13 protein-coding genes and 1 pseudogene are annotated in these 15652 nt (G+C 70.6%); 2 read left to right on the top strand and 12 right to left on the bottom strand.

What is annotated here, in order from left to right:
- Nucleotides 1–64: 64 nt before the first annotated feature.
- Nucleotides 65–1135, bottom strand: coding sequence for a lytic polysaccharide monooxygenase (locus tag ACIOGX_RS31295; protein WP_356518425.1), 1071 nt, complete (start codon nucleotides 1133–1135; stop codon nucleotides 65–67).
- A gap of 484 nt (nucleotides 1136–1619) precedes the next feature.
- On the opposite strand from ACIOGX_RS31295, the gene ACIOGX_RS31300 reads away from it, so the two are divergent.
- On the top strand, nucleotides 1620–2414 hold the full coding sequence (locus tag ACIOGX_RS31300) for a putative protein N(5)-glutamine methyltransferase (protein ID WP_401918024.1): 795 nt from the start codon (nucleotides 1620–1622) through the stop codon (nucleotides 2412–2414).
- 26 nt (nucleotides 2415–2440) lie between these two features.
- On the opposite strand, the gene ACIOGX_RS31305 is transcribed toward ACIOGX_RS31300, so the two are convergent.
- The 10 genes and pseudogenes from ACIOGX_RS31305 to ACIOGX_RS31350 form a co-directional block, all read right to left on the bottom strand.
- Entirely contained in the window at nucleotides 2441–3760 is a 1320-nt protein-coding gene (locus ACIOGX_RS31305) for a polysaccharide lyase family 1 protein (RefSeq protein WP_401918026.1), read from the bottom strand.
- 18 nt (nucleotides 3761–3778) lie between these two features.
- Entirely contained in the window at nucleotides 3779–5116 is a 1338-nt protein-coding gene (locus tag ACIOGX_RS31310) for an ABC transporter substrate-binding protein (protein ID WP_401918028.1), read from the bottom strand.
- A 37-nt stretch (nucleotides 5117–5153) separates the two neighbouring features.
- A pseudogene (locus ACIOGX_RS31315) lies at nucleotides 5154–6158 on the bottom strand (pectinesterase family protein); the annotation flags it as partial.
- Between the two features lie 223 nt (nucleotides 6159–6381).
- Nucleotides 6382–7254: a PmoA family protein gene (locus ACIOGX_RS31320; RefSeq protein ID WP_401918030.1), complete on the bottom strand. Its 873-nt coding sequence runs from the start codon at nucleotides 7252–7254 to the stop codon at nucleotides 6382–6384.
- Nucleotides 7251–8447 carry a Gfo/Idh/MocA family protein gene (locus tag ACIOGX_RS31325; protein ID WP_401918032.1) on the bottom strand — a complete coding sequence of 399 codons (1197 nt, stop codon included), beginning with the start codon at nucleotides 8445–8447 and terminating at the stop codon, nucleotides 7251–7253. The genes ACIOGX_RS31320 and ACIOGX_RS31325 overlap by 4 nt, the downstream gene beginning before the upstream one ends.
- Nucleotides 8444–9346 (bottom strand): carbohydrate ABC transporter permease, encoded by a 903-nt coding sequence (locus ACIOGX_RS31330; RefSeq protein WP_387012156.1) that lies wholly within the window; start codon nucleotides 9344–9346, stop codon nucleotides 8444–8446. Before ACIOGX_RS31330 ends, ACIOGX_RS31325 begins: the two co-directional genes overlap by 4 nt.
- 8 nt (nucleotides 9347–9354) lie before the next feature.
- Nucleotides 9355–10326: a carbohydrate ABC transporter permease gene (locus ACIOGX_RS31335; protein ID WP_401764925.1), complete on the bottom strand. Its 972-nt coding sequence runs from the start codon at nucleotides 10324–10326 to the stop codon at nucleotides 9355–9357.
- 162 nt (nucleotides 10327–10488) lie between these two features.
- Entirely contained in the window at nucleotides 10489–12378 is a 1890-nt protein-coding gene (gene araD / locus ACIOGX_RS31340) for an L-arabinonate dehydratase (protein ID WP_401918034.1), read from the bottom strand.
- Nucleotides 12375–13289 (bottom strand): dihydrodipicolinate synthase family protein, encoded by a 915-nt coding sequence (locus ACIOGX_RS31345; protein ID WP_129772518.1) that lies wholly within the window; start codon nucleotides 13287–13289, stop codon nucleotides 12375–12377. The genes araD and ACIOGX_RS31345 overlap by 4 nt, the downstream gene beginning before the upstream one ends.
- Nucleotides 13286–13930, bottom strand: a complete 645-nt coding sequence (locus ACIOGX_RS31350; protein WP_356518417.1) for a GntR family transcriptional regulator — start codon at nucleotides 13928–13930, stop codon at nucleotides 13286–13288. The genes ACIOGX_RS31345 and ACIOGX_RS31350 overlap by 4 nt, the downstream gene beginning before the upstream one ends.
- Before the next feature lie 191 nt (nucleotides 13931–14121).
- On the opposite strand from ACIOGX_RS31350, the gene ACIOGX_RS31355 reads away from it, so the two are divergent.
- Entirely contained in the window at nucleotides 14122–14760 is a 639-nt protein-coding gene (locus ACIOGX_RS31355) for a LysE family translocator (RefSeq protein WP_401918037.1), read from the top strand.
- A gap of 64 nt (nucleotides 14761–14824) precedes the next feature.
- Here ACIOGX_RS31355 and ACIOGX_RS31360 read toward each other — a convergent pair whose 3' ends face one another.
- Nucleotides 14825–15508, bottom strand: coding sequence for a response regulator (locus ACIOGX_RS31360; protein WP_193564147.1), 684 nt, complete (start codon nucleotides 15506–15508; stop codon nucleotides 14825–14827).
- Between the last annotated feature and the right edge of the window lie 144 nt (nucleotides 15509–15652).

Consider the following 15652-nt stretch of genomic DNA (forward strand, 5'->3'; position numbering starts at 1 on the left):
CTGCCTTCCGCCACCGGGGAATCACCGGTGACGGAAGGCAGTGCGCGGTGCCGTACGGCGGGGGTCAGCGGCTGTGACGCCCGGCCGACACGGCCTTGCGGCGAGCGGTTCCGAAGGCCACCGCGGCACCGATGGCGAGCGCCGCCGCGCCGCCCATCGCGAGGTAGGAGGTGGCGCTGTCGCCGCCGGTCTCCGCGAGGGTGTCCTGACCGTCGGCGCCCTTCGCCTCAAGGGAGTTGGCCTCGGCTCCGGCTTCCGCCTCGGCTTCGGCTCCGGCTCCGGCATCAGCGTCGGAGTAGGCGTCCGTGCCGGTGTCCGGCTGCTTCTCCGGGGTGGCCGGGGTGGCCGTGGCCGGGGTGTCCTTCGCCGCGACCTTCGTCGCGTCGGTACCGAGGTCACCATGGCCGTTGTGCTCGACGGTGGACTTCTCCGTACCTTCCGCGATCTTCTCGTCGGTGGGCGCGGAGGCGGCCGGCGCGGCGCCGCCCGCACCCCCGTTGTCCTGCCCGAAGACCACGTCGGAGCAGGTGTAGAAGGCCTCGGGGCTGTCCGAGCGCTGCCAGATGGAGTAGATCAGATGACGGCCCGACTTGTTCGGGACGACGCCGTCGAAGACATAGGCCCCGCTCTCCAGCTTCGGGTCGGTGACCTTGAGGAAGGGCTTCTCCTCCAGATCCGCCCACGTCAGCGGCTTGCCCGGGTCGTAGCCGTCCTTGGTGACATACAGCTCGAAGGAGCCGCGGTGCGGCGCGGTCGCCTTGTAGCGGAAGGTGCGGTTGCCCGGTGCCAGCTCGGACGAGGGCCAGTCGCCGCGCGCCAGATCGAGCCCCTTGTACTTGTCCCTGCCCGCGCTGCACAGCTTGCCGTCCGGGATCAACTGCCGGTGGTTCCCAGCGGCGTTGGCGATGTTGACCTCGTTCCAGTCGTAGAGCGCCTGCGTTCCGCCGGCCGCGACCGCCGCCTTGCACGCCGCCGACCGCGGGCTCTCCGGTCCCTCGGCGAAACACGCGGCGACCCGGCTGACCGGATCGGTCATCGAACCATGGGCGGCGGCCGGCACGGCGGCGAGCCCGGCCAGCGCGAGCGGGGCGAGGCCGAGGACGACGATCCCGGTGGCCGTACGTCGAACGGACATGAACTGGTTCTCCTTCGGAGCGGCGGCACGGGGAGGGGGACAGCCGGAGCGGCAGGTGACCTCCCCGTCGCCGTACCGCCCCAGCGATCAGCAAACTAGCCGCCCGGAACCGTGAAATCGGCTGCTGGGAGGGGGTGATGGCGATCCTTATGCTCCGCTTAAGCACGCGCTAAGAGACCGCTCAGGAAGCCCCCCCGGAAGCCCCCCGGAAGCCCCTCGGAAGTCGCTCGGAAGCCGCTCGGTAAGTCCCCGGCACGTTCCGGAAAGCCCCGCGGGCCGAGCCGTCCCCCACGCGTCCGCTGCCCGCGGCCCGGCTCGGGTAGGGTGACCAGCGCAGTACGAGCCGCGGACGTATCCACCGAAGGAGGCGAGACCCATCACCGCTGTATCAGGTCGGGTGCTCCCCTCTCACGGCCGCGCGGTCCCTCAGGCATAGCTGACCGCCGGGAGTGCCCATCGGCATCCCGAAAGGCTCCCCCCTCTCATGTCAGCTCCTTCTTCCGAGTCCGTCATCGTCTCCAGGCTCCGCGCCGCCGGCTGTGTCTTCGCCGAGGACGAGGCACGGCTGCTCATCTCCACGGCGGCGACGCCGGACGATCTCGCCGCCATGGTGGACCGGCGCGCCGGCGGTCTGCCCCTTGAACACGTCCTCGGCTGGGCGGAGTTCTGCGGGCTGCGGATCGCCGTGGACCCGGGGGTCTTCGTACCCCGCCGCCGTACCGAGTTCCTCGTGCGGCGGGCCGCCGCCGTCGCCACCGGCCTCGGCCGGCCGGCTGTCGTGGTCGACCTGTGCTGCGGCTCGGGCGCGCTGGGCGCGGCGCTGGCCGGGATCCTGGACAGGGCCGAGCTGTACGCCGCCGATATCGACCCGGCCGCAGTGCGCTGTGCCCGGCGCAATGTCGCCGCCGTCGGTGGCCGGGTGTACGAGGGCGACCTGTACGAACCGCTGCCCGCCGTGCTGCGGGGCCGCGTGGACGTCCTGCTCGCCAATGTGCCGTACGTCCCGACCGAGGAGGTCGGACTGCTGCCCCCCGAGGCCCGTATCCATGAGGCGCGGGTGGCGCTCGACGGCGGTGCGGACGGGCTCGACGTCCTGCGGCGGGTGGCCGAGGGGGCGCCGCGCTGGCTGGCCCCGGGCGGCAGCCTGCTGGTCGAGACGAGCGAGCACCAGGCGGCGCGCGCCGTCGGGACCGTCGCCGGGAGCGGGCTGATCCCGAGGGTGGCGAGCTGCGAGGAGCTGTACGCCACCGTCGTCGTGGGAACCATGCCCGCCCCCTGAGCTGTCCGGTCGGCGGAGCCTTCCGGTCAGCGGAGCCGTCCGGCGCCCGCTGCGCCGTCGACCAGGCGCGGGACCGCGCGCGGGTCGTCGACCTTGGTGCGGAGCGTCGGCGTCCAGCCCGCGTCCGGTCGCAGTGCCTCCCCGGGGACCTCCGCGTTGTGGACGGCGAGCAGATCGACGCGCTTCCCGTTGACGTGGTTGTCCGCGGTGGTGACCGGCGAGTCGTTCCACTTCTTCAGGATCCGCCCGGGGCTCACGCCCGCCGGCATCGTGAACGCGTTCTTCTCCGCGACCAGCTGGGATTCGGCGCCGATGCCGAAGGAGTATCCGTAGCCGGACGGCTGGACGACGTAGTGGTTGTTGTACGTGTCGACCCGGCCGAAGCGGACCCGGGGCGCCCGCTCGACGAGGTTCTCGAACCGGTTGTGGTGCAGGGTGACCCGCAGTTTGCCGCGGTCGGTGGCGCCCGCGCCGTCGCTGTTGCCGATCAGCATGGTCTTGTCGTGGTCGGCGAGGACGTTCCAGGAGACGGTGACCAGATCGGAGCCCCGGACGATGTCCAGTTCCCCGTCGTGCTGCTGGTACAACCGCCCGTAGTGGTAGGGCTGTTCACTGTCCGGGCGGCGGCCGTCGGTGAAGGTGTTGTGATCCACCCACACGTGCGTGGCACCGGACAGCACCAGGTTGTCGTACTCGGAGTTCCAGTTGCCGAGTTCGGTGTCCGTCGGGTCCCACTGCGGGAAGCAGTCGAAGGTGTCCTCGAAGGTGAGGTTGCGGATGATGACGTTGTCGGCGTCCTTCACCTGGAGGCTGCCGCCGAGGATACGGGCGTCCCGGCCCACGCCGACGATGGTCGTGTCGGCCGGGACATACGCCTTGATCTGCGCGTCCTGGTTCCTGGCCGAAGCGGCGCGCAGATCCTCCTGTTCGCCGCTGACCGGGGTCTCGCGGCCCCAGACCGCCGGATCGTACGCGGCGAGGTACGCGGCGAAGGAGTAGCCGTCCGCCGCGTAGTCGTCGCAGGTGAGGGGCGTTCCCCTGGGGTCGCTGAGCGCGTCCAGGGTGCCTTTGACCCGGATGACCGACGGGCTCCCGGCGGCATCGGACAGTGCCTCCCTGAACCCGGCCCAGGTGGTGACGGTGTAGATGTGCGCGGGGCCGGCGGCGCTGCCCCCGGTGGTGCCGCCGTCGGCCGAGGCCCAGCCGTCGTCCGGGGCGAGGACGGCCCGTTCGAGGGAGGGCCGTGCCGGTGCCGGTGCCGGTGCCGCCTGGGCGGCCGGGGGCAGCGCCAGCGCGCACGCCAGCCCCGTCGCCGCGATGAGTGCGTGATGTCTCCGTCTGCGCATGACTCCTCCTCCGTCGGGTCAGCTCTTGGTCTGTTCGTTCCACTCCGCCTGGGCGTCGTTCAGCTCCTTGGCGATCTTGTCCGCGAACTCCTTCGCGGACATGTCGCCGAGCAGTACCTTCTGGAAGTTCGGCTCGTTGCCGGACTTGCTGATGGTGTTCCAGTCGGGCAGGTAGTACGGCAGATTGACGATCTTCGTCGAGCCGTCGCTGAGCGCCTTCATCGCGGCCGCGGTCGGCTCCGCCCGCTGGATCCACGCGTCGGCGGCGGCGTCGGTGTTCGCCGGAATGGACCCCGCCGACTCGTTCCACGCGCTGTTCGACGTGTGGGAGGCGGCGAACTCGATGAGCTTCCAGGCCGCCGCCTTGTTCTGGCTGTTCCTGAACAGGCCGAGACCGTCCACCGGGTTGGAGACCTGGACGCGGGTGCCGTTCTCCTGGGCCGGGTAGGGGAGGCCCTTGAACTTCTCCTCCCCCAACGCCTTCACATGGTCCTGGTACGAGGCGAGGTTGTGGGTCAGCATGCCGATGGTGCCGTTGTCCCACTGGGCGACCATCTTGATGAAGTCATTGTTGACGTCGGCGGACGGCGTCACCTTCTTGTACAGGGCGACGTACTTCTCCAGCGCCGCGACGTTCCTGGGATCGTTGACGGTCGTCCTGTCACCGTCCCAGAACGACGTGATGCCGGACTGGCCGTACATCGCGTCCATCGCCGGGGCGATGGAACCCGCGCCGCCCCTGATGGTGTAACCGAACTGGTCCGTCCCCGCCTTGGTGAGCTTCTCGGCCGCCGCGTAGAACGTCGACCAGGTGGTGGGCGGTTCGAGCCCGGCCCGCGCGAACAAGTCCGTGCGATACCAGAGCGTGCCGTTGTTGGTGGAGGTCGGCACCGAGTACATGGTGTCCCCCCGGCCGCCCGCCGCCTTGACGCTGTCCACCAGCGCCGGCACGAGCTTGCCCTTGAGCGCGCCCGCGTCGATACGGTCGTCGAGCGGCTCCAGGACGTCCCGTATCACCAGGTTGGAGAGATAGGCGGTACCGACGCCGCCGACGTCCGGCAGCCCGCCGCCTTCGATCGCCGTGTCGTACTTCGCCTGGACCTGGTCGATGGGGAGACCGACGTACTTGACCTTGATGTCCGGGTTCTGCTTCTCGAAGTCCTTGATGATCCGGGCCCAGATCTCCCTGCGCTCGCCCGTGTTGTTGTCCCAGAGGGTGATCTCCCCCTTGCCGGAGCCCTCGCCGCCGCTCCCGCCGCTTCCGTCGTCACCGCACGCGGTCGCCGTCAGGGCGAGTACCGCCGTCAGGGAGACGGCCGCGACCGCCCGCCCTCTGTATGTCCTGGAGATCCTCATGGTCGGCTCTTCTCTCTCGGTGGGTTCTCTGCTGCGTTCATCGGTGCGGCGCCCAGCCATCCGTGCCCGTCAGATAGTTCGACACCTGGTGAACGGCGGCGTCCGCGTCCGTCATCTGCGGACGGTCGGGCGTCACGGCCGCCCCGGGGCCGTACGTCCGGTACTCGGCGAAGCGCGCCTCACGCCACGGGAAGCCGCTCATGTCGGTCCACGGCGAGGACTTGACGGCCGCGGGCAGCTCGGTGTTCCGGAACAGCACCTGTCCGATCGCGTCCGGTTCGCCGCCCGGATGCCAGGGCCTGCCGAGGTGGAAGGAGCGCGCGGGGGCGTCGCTGGTGACCCGGCTGTCGGTGATCAGGAAGCCGTACGGGTTGCCCTTCCAGGTCGAGGCCGCCGTGATGTAGCCGTTGTTGGTGGCGGAGCCACGGCTGAGCGCCCTGATGACGGAGCGGTCGATGACGGTGGTCGCCCGCCCGTAGACGAAGTCGACGTCACCCTCGATGTACGAGTCCCGGACATAGACCCTGCTGATCCGGGTCAGCGCGGGGCTGTCGGTCATCAGCGTGTCCTGGTTGGCCTTGAAGGCGGTGTTCTCGAAGACGATCCGGTCACCGGTCGTCTTCATCGCCAGCGCCTGTTCGTTGGCCAGCTCGTGGGCCGCCTCGTCGAAGTCGTTGACGAAGGTCAGATTGCGGGCGGTGACATCGTCCGCCGCGATCAGGACGGTGGCACTGCCGCTCGAACCGCCGTACTCGTTCGGGGTGTCGTGGACGATGACCGACTTCGACCGGTCGCTTCCCGTGCCCTGGAAGACCAGATGGGGCTTGTTCGCCGGTACCCGGACCTGTTCCCGGTACGTACCGGGCGCGATGGCGATGGTCACCGGGCCGGTGTTGCCCGCGGGTACGGCGTCCACGGCGGCCTGAACGGTGCGGTACGCGGCCGGGACGTTCAGCACGGTGCCAGTGCCAGTGCCAGTGCCAGTGCCAGTGTCATTGCCGGTGCCGGTGCCCGGCCGCGGCCCCGGTGCGGCGGCGGCGGGCATCGCGGCGAGGACCGCGAGCAGGGTGGCCAGAGCGGTCAGGCAGGCGGCGGCTCTGGTCCGAAAGCGCTTGCTGAGCAGGTGCGGGTGCGGCGGGTGCGTCATGCGGCTCTCCTCACAGGCGTGCGTCAGTCGGTGCTGGGCAAGTCGTCGAAGTCGTCGAAGGGCTCGAAGGCGGCCGTCCCGGCGCGGCCCTCTCCCTCGCCCTCTCCCCGGTCGGCACTCATACCGCCACCGCCTTCCGCGCGAGCGCGGCGGCGGCCTGCCGGTCGAGCCGGCCGTCCGCGACGACCGTCACCACGCGCCGGGAGACGCTCCCGCCCGCCGGCAGCGGCAGCCGCTGCCGCCAGGCCAGCGCGGAGCCGACCCCCGGGTACTGGGCGGTACGGACGAACCAGGGGTCCTCGCGGGTCTCCCGGTTCGCCCCGGCGAAGATCAGGGTCCAGTCCCGCCCCGCCAGCGCCAGCCACGGCGCGGTGCGCCCGTGCACCGCGCTCTCGCCCGACGCGTCCTCGGTGAAGGCGTCCGGCGCCGGGTCCGCCGCGCCGCCCTTGGGCGCACGCCAGAAGAATCCCCCGTACCCCGCCCCCGTACGGCCGTTGGTGGCCGGACTGCCGAACGACAGCTCCCCGCCCGACACATTGGTCAGCGACGAGGTGAAGTCGAGGACCCACGCGTCACCGGAGAGCGCCAGAGCGCTGATCGTGCGGCGCTCCGTGAGCAGTTGGCGGTCGCCCTGTGTCCAGCACAGCTCCTGCACACAGCCGTCGGGGTCCCGCAGCAGCCAGCCCGTGTGCCGCTGCGTGCCGTGGTTGGCCAGCCATACGGGGCCCTCGTCGCGTACATAGGTCCGCCCGCCCCAGAAGTTGGCACCGGCGACGTCCGGCACCGCCATGGAGACGCCCAGGTGGTGTGCGTGGTCGGCGGGCCCCAGCTCCGTGACCGTGACACCGCCGAGGGTCCGTACGGGATGCAGATACGGCCGCGGCGACAGGGTCCCGGGCAGCCGGGGCCGGTGTACGTACTCGGCCACGGGACCGACGTCACAGCGCAGTACCGTCACCTCTTCCGCCCGGGAGAGCCGTGCCCCGCTCACCGCGGAAGCACCCGCGCCGGCGGCACGCCCCAGTCCGCGCCCAGCTCGGAGAAGGTGGCGAGGGATTCGGCGGCGGCCTCGGCCAGCGCGTCGACACCCTTGACGATCCGGCGCGGCGCCTTCTCTCCCGGCGCGCTGTACCAGGCGTCCGGGGGCAGCGGCTCGGGCAGCGGTCCGGTCCTGATGGCTTCGACGATCCGCATGAAGGCGCCCGTACGGCGGGGCGGTACGAGCAGACCGCTGCCGTCGCGCAGATGCGCGACCAGGTTCTCCAGCAGGTCGGTACGGGGGTGGACGGTCTCGACCGGGCCCGCGCCCGTACGCTCCACCAGCACCCGGTCCTGCTTGTACCAGAAGGTGATCCGGCCCCTCGTCCCGTGGACCAGGACGTACGGCTCGGCGTTCCGCTCCGCGCACAGCGTGACGGCGACCGTGATCCGGGTCCCCCTCGCTGTCCGCACCCGCAGACAACTGGTGTCGTCGGCCTCGATGTCATGGGCCCGGTACTGTTCGAGCTCCGCCTCCGCGAGATCCCCGGCCAGGTCGCTGCCGTCGATGCGCAGGGCGGTTGCCACCGCGTGCGCGAGCGGGTTGGTGAGCACCCCGTCCACGACGTCCCGCCCGTCCAGGGTCCGGCGTCCGGCCCAGGGGACCCGCCGGAAGTACGCCTCGTCGCGTACCCACGCCCCGGCGGCGCCGATCCCGCGCAGCGGCCCGATCGCGCCGTCCGCGACCAGCTCCCTGATCGCGTCGACCGCGTGGGAGCCGAGCGACTGGAACCCGACCTGACAGGCCGTGCCCTTCTCGTCGAGTCCGGCGAGCAGCCGTGCGTACTCCGGGTATGAAGCCGTGGTCGGCTTCTCCAGCAGCGTGTGCACACCATGGGCGGCGGCGGTGAGCGCGAGCCCGGTGTGGGTGTGGATGGGCGTGCAGATGACGGCGATCCGTGCGCCGGTCCGCTCCAGCAGCGCGCCGAGATCGGCGGACTGCGCGGGCCCGGGAGCACCGTGACCGGCGGACCGCGTCGGCCCGGGAGCGCCGTAACCGGCGTCGGCCAGCTCGCGCGGGCTCAGTGGCTCCAGCTCGCAGATGCCCACGAGCCGTGCCTGTCCGGTGTGTTCGAGACGGCGGATGTTGCGCAGATGCGTACGGCCGTGACCGCGCGCCCCTGCCAGCACGACGGGGAGGCTCATCCCTTCACCGCCCCCGCGCTGAAGCCGGTGATCAGCCACTTCTGGATGAACGCGAAGACGATGACGACCGGCACGGCGGAGATCACACCGCCCGCCGCGAGCGCCCCGAAGTCCACACTGTCCGCCCCGATGAGCGTGGACAGGCCGACCGGGATCGTCTGCTTGTCCTGGTCCATCAGGAACATCAGCGCGAAGAGGAAGTGGTTCCAGCTGTGGACGAAGGCGAAGGAGCCGACGGCGATCAGACCGGGCCGCAGCATGGGCAGGACGACGATACGGAACGCCTGGAACCGTGAGCAGCCGTCCACCCAGGCCGCCTCCTCCAGGGAGTACGGCACGTTCTTGATGAAGCCGCTGATCAGGATGATCGACAGCGGCAGCTGGAAGACCGTCTCCGCGATGACCACGCTCAGCGGGGAGTTGATCAGCGACAGATTCTTGAAGATCTGGAAGAGCGGGACGAGCATCAGCGCGCCCGGGATGAACTGCGAGCACAGCAGCGCCAGCATGAAGCCCTGCTTGATCCGGAAGTCGAAGCGCGCCAGGGCGTAGCCGCCGGCCAGCGCGACCCCCGTCGTACAGATCAGGGTGAAGACCCCGATCAGCGCGCTGTTCTGGAAGAAGACCGAGAAACTGCGTTCGTTCCAGACCTTCTCGAAGTGGTCGAAGGTGACCGGCCATGGCACCAGCGAGGTGGAGCCGGCGGGCCGCAGCGAGAAGAGCAGCATCCAGTAGAAGGGGACGAGCGTGAAGAGCAGATAGAGGCCGAGCGGCAGATAGATCTGCCACCGGGGGACCTCGTCGAAGGCCCGCTCGCGCCGCCCGCGCCGCCTCCGCCGCGGGGGCGGGGCCTTCCGGCCGCCGTCCGCGGGCGCGGCGGGCAGGCCCTTCTCGGTGATGACAGCGGTCACTTGTGGTCGCCTCCGAACTTGCTCAGGCGGAGATAGAGGATCGAGCAGAAGAGGAGGATCGCGAAGGCGACGGTCGTCAGCGCGGTCGCGTAGCCGAAGTCATGTGCCTCGAAGCCGGTGACGGCCACATACAGCGGCAGTGTGGTGGTGACACCGGCGGGGCCGCCCTCGGTGAGCGTCAGCAGCAGATCGACGTTGTTGAACTCCCACACGGCGCGCAGCAGCGTGGAGAGGATGATCGCGTCCCTGAGGTGGGGGAGTGTGATGTGGAAGAACTGCCGGAACCTGTTCGCCCCGTCGACCGAGGCCGCCTCGTAGAGATCGCCGGGGATGGACTGGAGATCGGCGAGGATGAGGATCGCGAAGAACGGCACCCCGCGCCAGAGTTCGGCCAGTACGGCGGCCCAGAACACGGTGCCGGTGTCGGAGAGCACGGAGGAGCCGTACTCACCGATGCCCGCGTCCGCGAGATAGCGGCCGACGCCCGTGGACGGGTTGTAGAGCAGCAGCCAGATGGTCGTTGTCAGTACGCCGGAGACGGCCCAGGGCGAGAAGACCAGGGCACGGGCCGCGGCGCGGCCCACGAAGGTCTGGTTGACGAGCAGCGCCAGCACCAGTCCCAGGGCCAGTTGGAGCGTGACCTCCGTGACGACCCATTTACCGCTGAAGACGAGGCTGTCCCAGAACAGCGGATCGTCGGTGAGGATCCGCCGGAAGTTGTCGAGTCCGGCGAAGCCGTTCCGCCAGGGCTTGGTGACGTTGTAGTTCTGGAGGCTGTAGTAGAAGACGCTGAGCATCGGATAGGCGATGAAGCCCAGCATCAGCAGTCCGGCGGGGGCGATCAGCAGATACGGGAGACGGCGTGGTGTGGCTCCCGTACGGCGCCCCGGCTTCCCGGGCTTCCCCGGCTTCCCGGGGGTCAGGGGCGGTGGAGCCCCTGGTGGGTCCTGCGCCACAGCTGAGGCCATGACTGCTTCTCCGTTCCGTTGGTGAAGCGCTTCGCAGACGGTGTTCGACATGTCGAACCGGTGGATCGGGTGAATGAGAGGGGAGGGGATGGGGGAGGGGACGATGAGGTTGCGGACGAGGAATGGGCGGTCGTGCGACGGGCGGTCGTGCGCGGGGCCGTCTCAGCCCACGTACGGGTCGGGCACCTCGCCGGGCTTCGCCAGGAAGGCGAAGTCGCAGCCGGTGTCGGCCTGGGTGATCTGTTCGTTGTAGAGCGCGCCGTAACCGCGCTGGTAGCGCTCGGGCGGCGGTGTCCACGCGCTGCGCCGCCGCGCCAACTCCTCCTCCGACAGGTGGAGATGGAGACTGCGGGCGCCGACGTCGAGCGTGATCGTGTCGCCGGTGCGCACGAGCGCGAGCGGCCCGCCGACATAGGACTCGGGCGCGATGTGCAGGACGCACGCGCCGTAACTCGTGCCGCTCATCCGGGCGTCGGAGATCCGGACCATGTCGCGCACCCCCTGTTTGAGGAGATAGTCCGGGATCGGCAGCATCCCGTACTCCGGCATGCCGGGGCCGCCCTTGGGGCCCGCGTTGCGCAGCACCAGCACGTGATCGGGGGTGATGCCGAGCTGCGGGTCGTTGATGGTCCGCTGCATCGTCCGGTAGTCGTCGAAGACCACGGCGGGACCGGTGTGTTCGAGCAGGCGCGGTTCGGCGGCGATGTGCTTGATGACCGCGCCGTCGGGACAGAGATTGCCGCGCAGGACCGCCACCCCGCCCTCCGGTGCGAGCGGGTTGTCGCGCGGCCGGATCACCTCCGGATCGTGGACGAGCGCGCCGTCGAGCTGTTCCCGCAGGGTGGCGTGCGCGACGGTCGGCCGGTCCAGGTGCAGGACGTCCGTCAACCGCCCCAGGAACGCGGGCAGTCCGCCGGCGAAGTGGAAGTCCTCCATCAGATACCGGCCGCCGGGACGGAGGTTCGCCAGCACCGGCACCGTACGCGCGGTCCTGTCGAAGTCGTCGAGGGTGAGCCGGATGCCCGACCGTCCCGCCATCGCGATCAGATGGATCACCGCGTTCGTCGAGCCGCCCAGCGCGAGGACGGTGGCCACCGCGTCCTCGTACGCCTCCCGGGTCAGGATCTTCGAGAGCCGCAGATCATGGCGTACCAGCTCCACCACGCGTCGGCCGGACGCCGCGGCCATCCGGTCGTGCCCGGAGTCCACGGCCGGGATCGAGGAGGCCCCGGGCATGGTGACGCCCAGCGCCTCGGCGGCGGCGGTGAGCGTGGAGGCGGTGCCCATGGTCATGCAGTGGCCGGGTGACCGGGCCAGACCGTTCTCCAGCTCGGCCATCTCGGCGTCGCCGATCAGCCCGGCGCGCTTGTCGTCCCAGTACTTCCACATGTCCGTGCCCGAGCCGAGCACTTCGTTGCGCCAGTGCCCCGGCAGCATGGGCCCGGCGGGTACGAAGACGGCGGGCAGATCGACGCTCGCCGCGCCCATCAGCAGCGCCGGAGTCGTCTTGTCGCAGCCGCCCATCAGCACCGCGCCGTCGACCGGATAGGAGCGGAGCAGTTCCTCCGTCTCCATCGCCAGCAGATTGCGGTAGAGCATGGGCGTGGGCTTCTGGAACGTCTCGGAGAGCGTGGAGACGGGGAACTCCAGCGGGAATCCGCCGGCCTGCCACACCCCTCGCTTCACCGCCTGCGCGCGCTCCCGCAGGTGGACATGGCAGGGGTTGATGTCGGACCAGGTATTGAGGATCGCGATGACCGGCTTGCCCAGATGCTCCTCGGGGAGATAGCCGAGCTGGCGGGTGCGGGCGCGGTGGCTGAAGGAGCGGAGGCCGGTCGATCCGTCGCCGCCGTACCAGCGATGACTGCGCAGGTCCTCGGGGCGTACGGCGGGGCCCTCGGGCTCCGCGCCGCTGTCGGGCTCCGTACCGCTGCGGGTCTCCGCGCCGCTGCCGGGCTCCGTACCGCTGCCGGGGCGGTGTGCCGTCCCGCCCGGGGGTCGTGCCGTCCCGTCGGCCGGCCGTCCGGCCGCGCCCTCTCGCCGTACGGTCATATCGCCCACCCCGCCACCATCGCGGCCACCTCGGCGCGCCGCTCCTCGGGCAGGGCGCGGCTCGGCGGCCGGATGTCGCGCCGGCACAGACCGAGCGCGGCCAGCGCCTCCTTGACCACCGTCACGTTGTCGGCGGACTGCCGCGCGGCCCGCAGCTCCTCGAACGGCCTGATCTGCTCCCACACCTTCATGGCCGCCGCGTAGTCCCCGGCCCGCAGCGCCTCCAGCATCCCCAGCGAGACGGCCGGTGCGACATTGACGAGGCCCGACGTGAAGCCGGTGGCCCCGCCCGCGAAGTACGAGGGCGCGTACAGCTCGGCGAGCCCCGCGACCCAGACGAACCGCTCCAGACCCGCGTCCCGCGCGAAGGCCGCGAAGCCCGCGGCGTCCGGTACGGCGTACTTCGCCCCGATGACATTGGGGCACAGCTCCCCGAGCGCCGCGAGGCCCGCACCGCTCAGCTGCGGATTGCGGATGTACGGGACGACGCCCAGCTCGGGCACCGCGTCCGCGATGGTGCGGTGGTAGTCGATCCAGCCGGCCTGCGAGACATAGGGATGGACGGGCTGATGGACCATCACCATCCCGGCTCCGGCCTCGCGGGCATGCCTCGCCGCGGCCACCGCCGTCGGCAGGTCGAGGCCGATGCCGACCAGCACGGAGGCCCGGCCCGCCGCCTCCTCGATGGTCAGCTCGGTGACGACGCGGCGCTCGTCGGGGCTGAGCGCGTAGTACTCACCGGTGTTGCCGTTCGGGGTGAGGGTGCGGACGCCGCCGTCGAGCAGCCGGCGCAGCAGGGCGCGATGGGCGGTGATGTCGAGCGTGTCGTCGTCGCCGAACGGGGTGACGGGGATCGCCACGACATCGGCGAGCGCGTCCCGCGAGGAGGCGAGATCGGGGCTGGTCGTCATGCGTGGTCTCCCTCGGGGAACGCCCGCTGTACGAACGAGGCGATGTGGTCGTGCAGGGCACGTGCGGCGCCGTCGGCGTCACCGGCGAGCGCGAGCCGCAGGATCTCCCGGTGCTCCCCGGCCTCCTGCTCCCAGGACGGGACGGCGGCCCACGCGACGGTCGAGACGAGGGCCGCCTGGTCCCGTACCTCGTCGAGCATCCGGGCCAGCAGCGGATTGCCGCAGGGGAGATACAGCGCCCGGTGGAACTCCCTGTTGGCGAGGGAGCGTTCGGCCCGGTCCGCCGCTTCGTCGGCCTTGACCAGGGCTTCCCTGGCGGGCTCCAGCGAGGCGCGAAGGGCCAGCGAGCGGCGGAGCGCCTCCGGCTCCAGCAACAGCCGTACGTCGTACACCTCGTGGGCCATCGCCGCGTCGACCGCACGGACGGTGACACCCTTGAACTGGCTCATGACGACGAGGCCGGTGCCCGCCAGGGTCTTCAGCGCCTCCCGCACCGGAGTCTTCGACACCCCGAATTGTGCGGCCAGTTCGGTCTCGACCAGGGCCTGACCGGGGCTGAGACCGCCGGTGAGGATGCCGTGTTTGATCGCTTCCAGAACGTACTGGGTGCGGGAGGGGATCGGACTCGGGGCGAAGGCCATGGGCGCTCTCACATCTCGTGTCTCATATATGACGTACGAAGTACGACGCGATGAAGCTAGAGCCGGTCCCGATGTTTCGTCAATGCTTCGCGCAGAAGTTGGGTGAAGCGCTTTCTACGAAGTGCGGGGCGCGATCCGGCGTGCGGAAAAGGGCTGCGGGCGCGAGCCGTCCCCGTGCTTGCATGTGCCTCATGGTGTCCACCGACCGACTGCTGGCGTTCGCGGCCATGTCGTTCCTGCTGATCGTGATCCCCGGCCCCAGCGTGCTGTTCGTGATCGGACGGGCCCTGGCACAGGGGCGCCGGGCCGCGCTGACCACGGTCGTGGGGAACACGCTCGGAGCCTGCGTGCTCGTCGTGGCCGTGGCCCTCGGGGTCGGCGCCGTCGTGGAGCGCTCGGTGCTCGTCTTCACGACGCTGAAGCTCGTGGGCGCCGCGTACGTGGTGTACCTCGGCGTCAAGGCCGTACGGCAACGCGGCTCGATGCGCGCCGCGTTCGCCGGCGAGGGCCCCGCGCACAGCGGCCTGCGCACGGTGTGGGAGGGGTTCGCGGTAGGCGTGGCGAACCCCAAGACCATGGTGTTCTTCGCGGCCGTACTGCCCCAGTTCGTCGACCGCGAGCGGGGGCACGCCACGGTTCAGATGCTCTTGCTCGGGCTGGTCTTCAATGTCATCGCACTGGCCTGCGACAGCGTATGGGGACTGGTCGCGGACACCACACGGAGCTGGTTCGCCCGCTCACCCCGGCGGCTCTCCCTGGTCGGCGGGGCCGGCGGGCTCACGATGATCGGCCTCGGCGTCACGGTCGCCACGACGGGCCACAAGGAGTAGGCGCTGTCCCGTGCTCCGTGGTGGGCCGGCGGCGAAGACGTAACCCTGGAGGCCCGTTACGTGTTCAGGCCCGCCAGCGGTAGCGGCGTTCCGGGCGGCCCGTGCCGCCGTAGCGGAGGGTGATCTCCGCTCGGCCCGTGGTCGCGAAGTACTCCAGATAGCGGCGGGCGCTCACCCGAGACAGGGCGCCCGCCTCCGCGCACTCCGTGGCCGAGAGGCCGTCCGCGTGCTCGCGCAGGACGCGTTCGACCAGGTCGGCGGTGTGCGGGGCCAGGCCCTTCGGGAGGCCGCGGCTGCCGGGCGGGCGCGTGCCGAAGATGTGGTCCACGTCTTCCTGGCGCGCCTCGCCCAGGCCGGCCAGGCGCGAGCGGAGGGAGGCGACGTGGCGCAGCTGCTCCTGGAGCGCCGCCTGGTTGAAGGGCTTGATCAGATAGTGCAGGGCGCCGGCCCGCAGCGCCGCCCTGATCACGCCCGCGTCCCGCGCGGCCGTGATGAACAGGGCGTCGACGCTGTTGGGTCTTCGGTCCCGTTCCTCCGCCGCCCGCAGCTCGCGCAGTACGGCGATCCCGTCCATATCGGGCAGATAGATGTCGAGCAGGACCAGGTCGGGCCACAGCCGCTCGGCGGCGCGCAGCGCCTCGGCACCGCTGTGGGCCACCCCGACGACCGAAAACCCGTCCATCGCGGACACATAGCGGCTGTGCAGCTTCGCGACCATGAAGTCGTCGTCCACCACCAGCACTTTCATCACGCCGACACGCTAGGCGGCGACCACAACGACCACAACGTCCGTTGATTCCGGAAGAGAGACAGCTTGTTAACGCGAAGGCAACATGTGGCCCACTTCACAGCTTTTCGCGCACCTCTGCGCGCAGAGCACTCCGAAAGGCGG

This window comes from Streptomyces sp. NPDC088147, from assembly GCF_044741565.1.
Classification (GTDB): Bacteria; Actinomycetota; Actinomycetes; order Streptomycetales; family Streptomycetaceae; genus Streptomyces.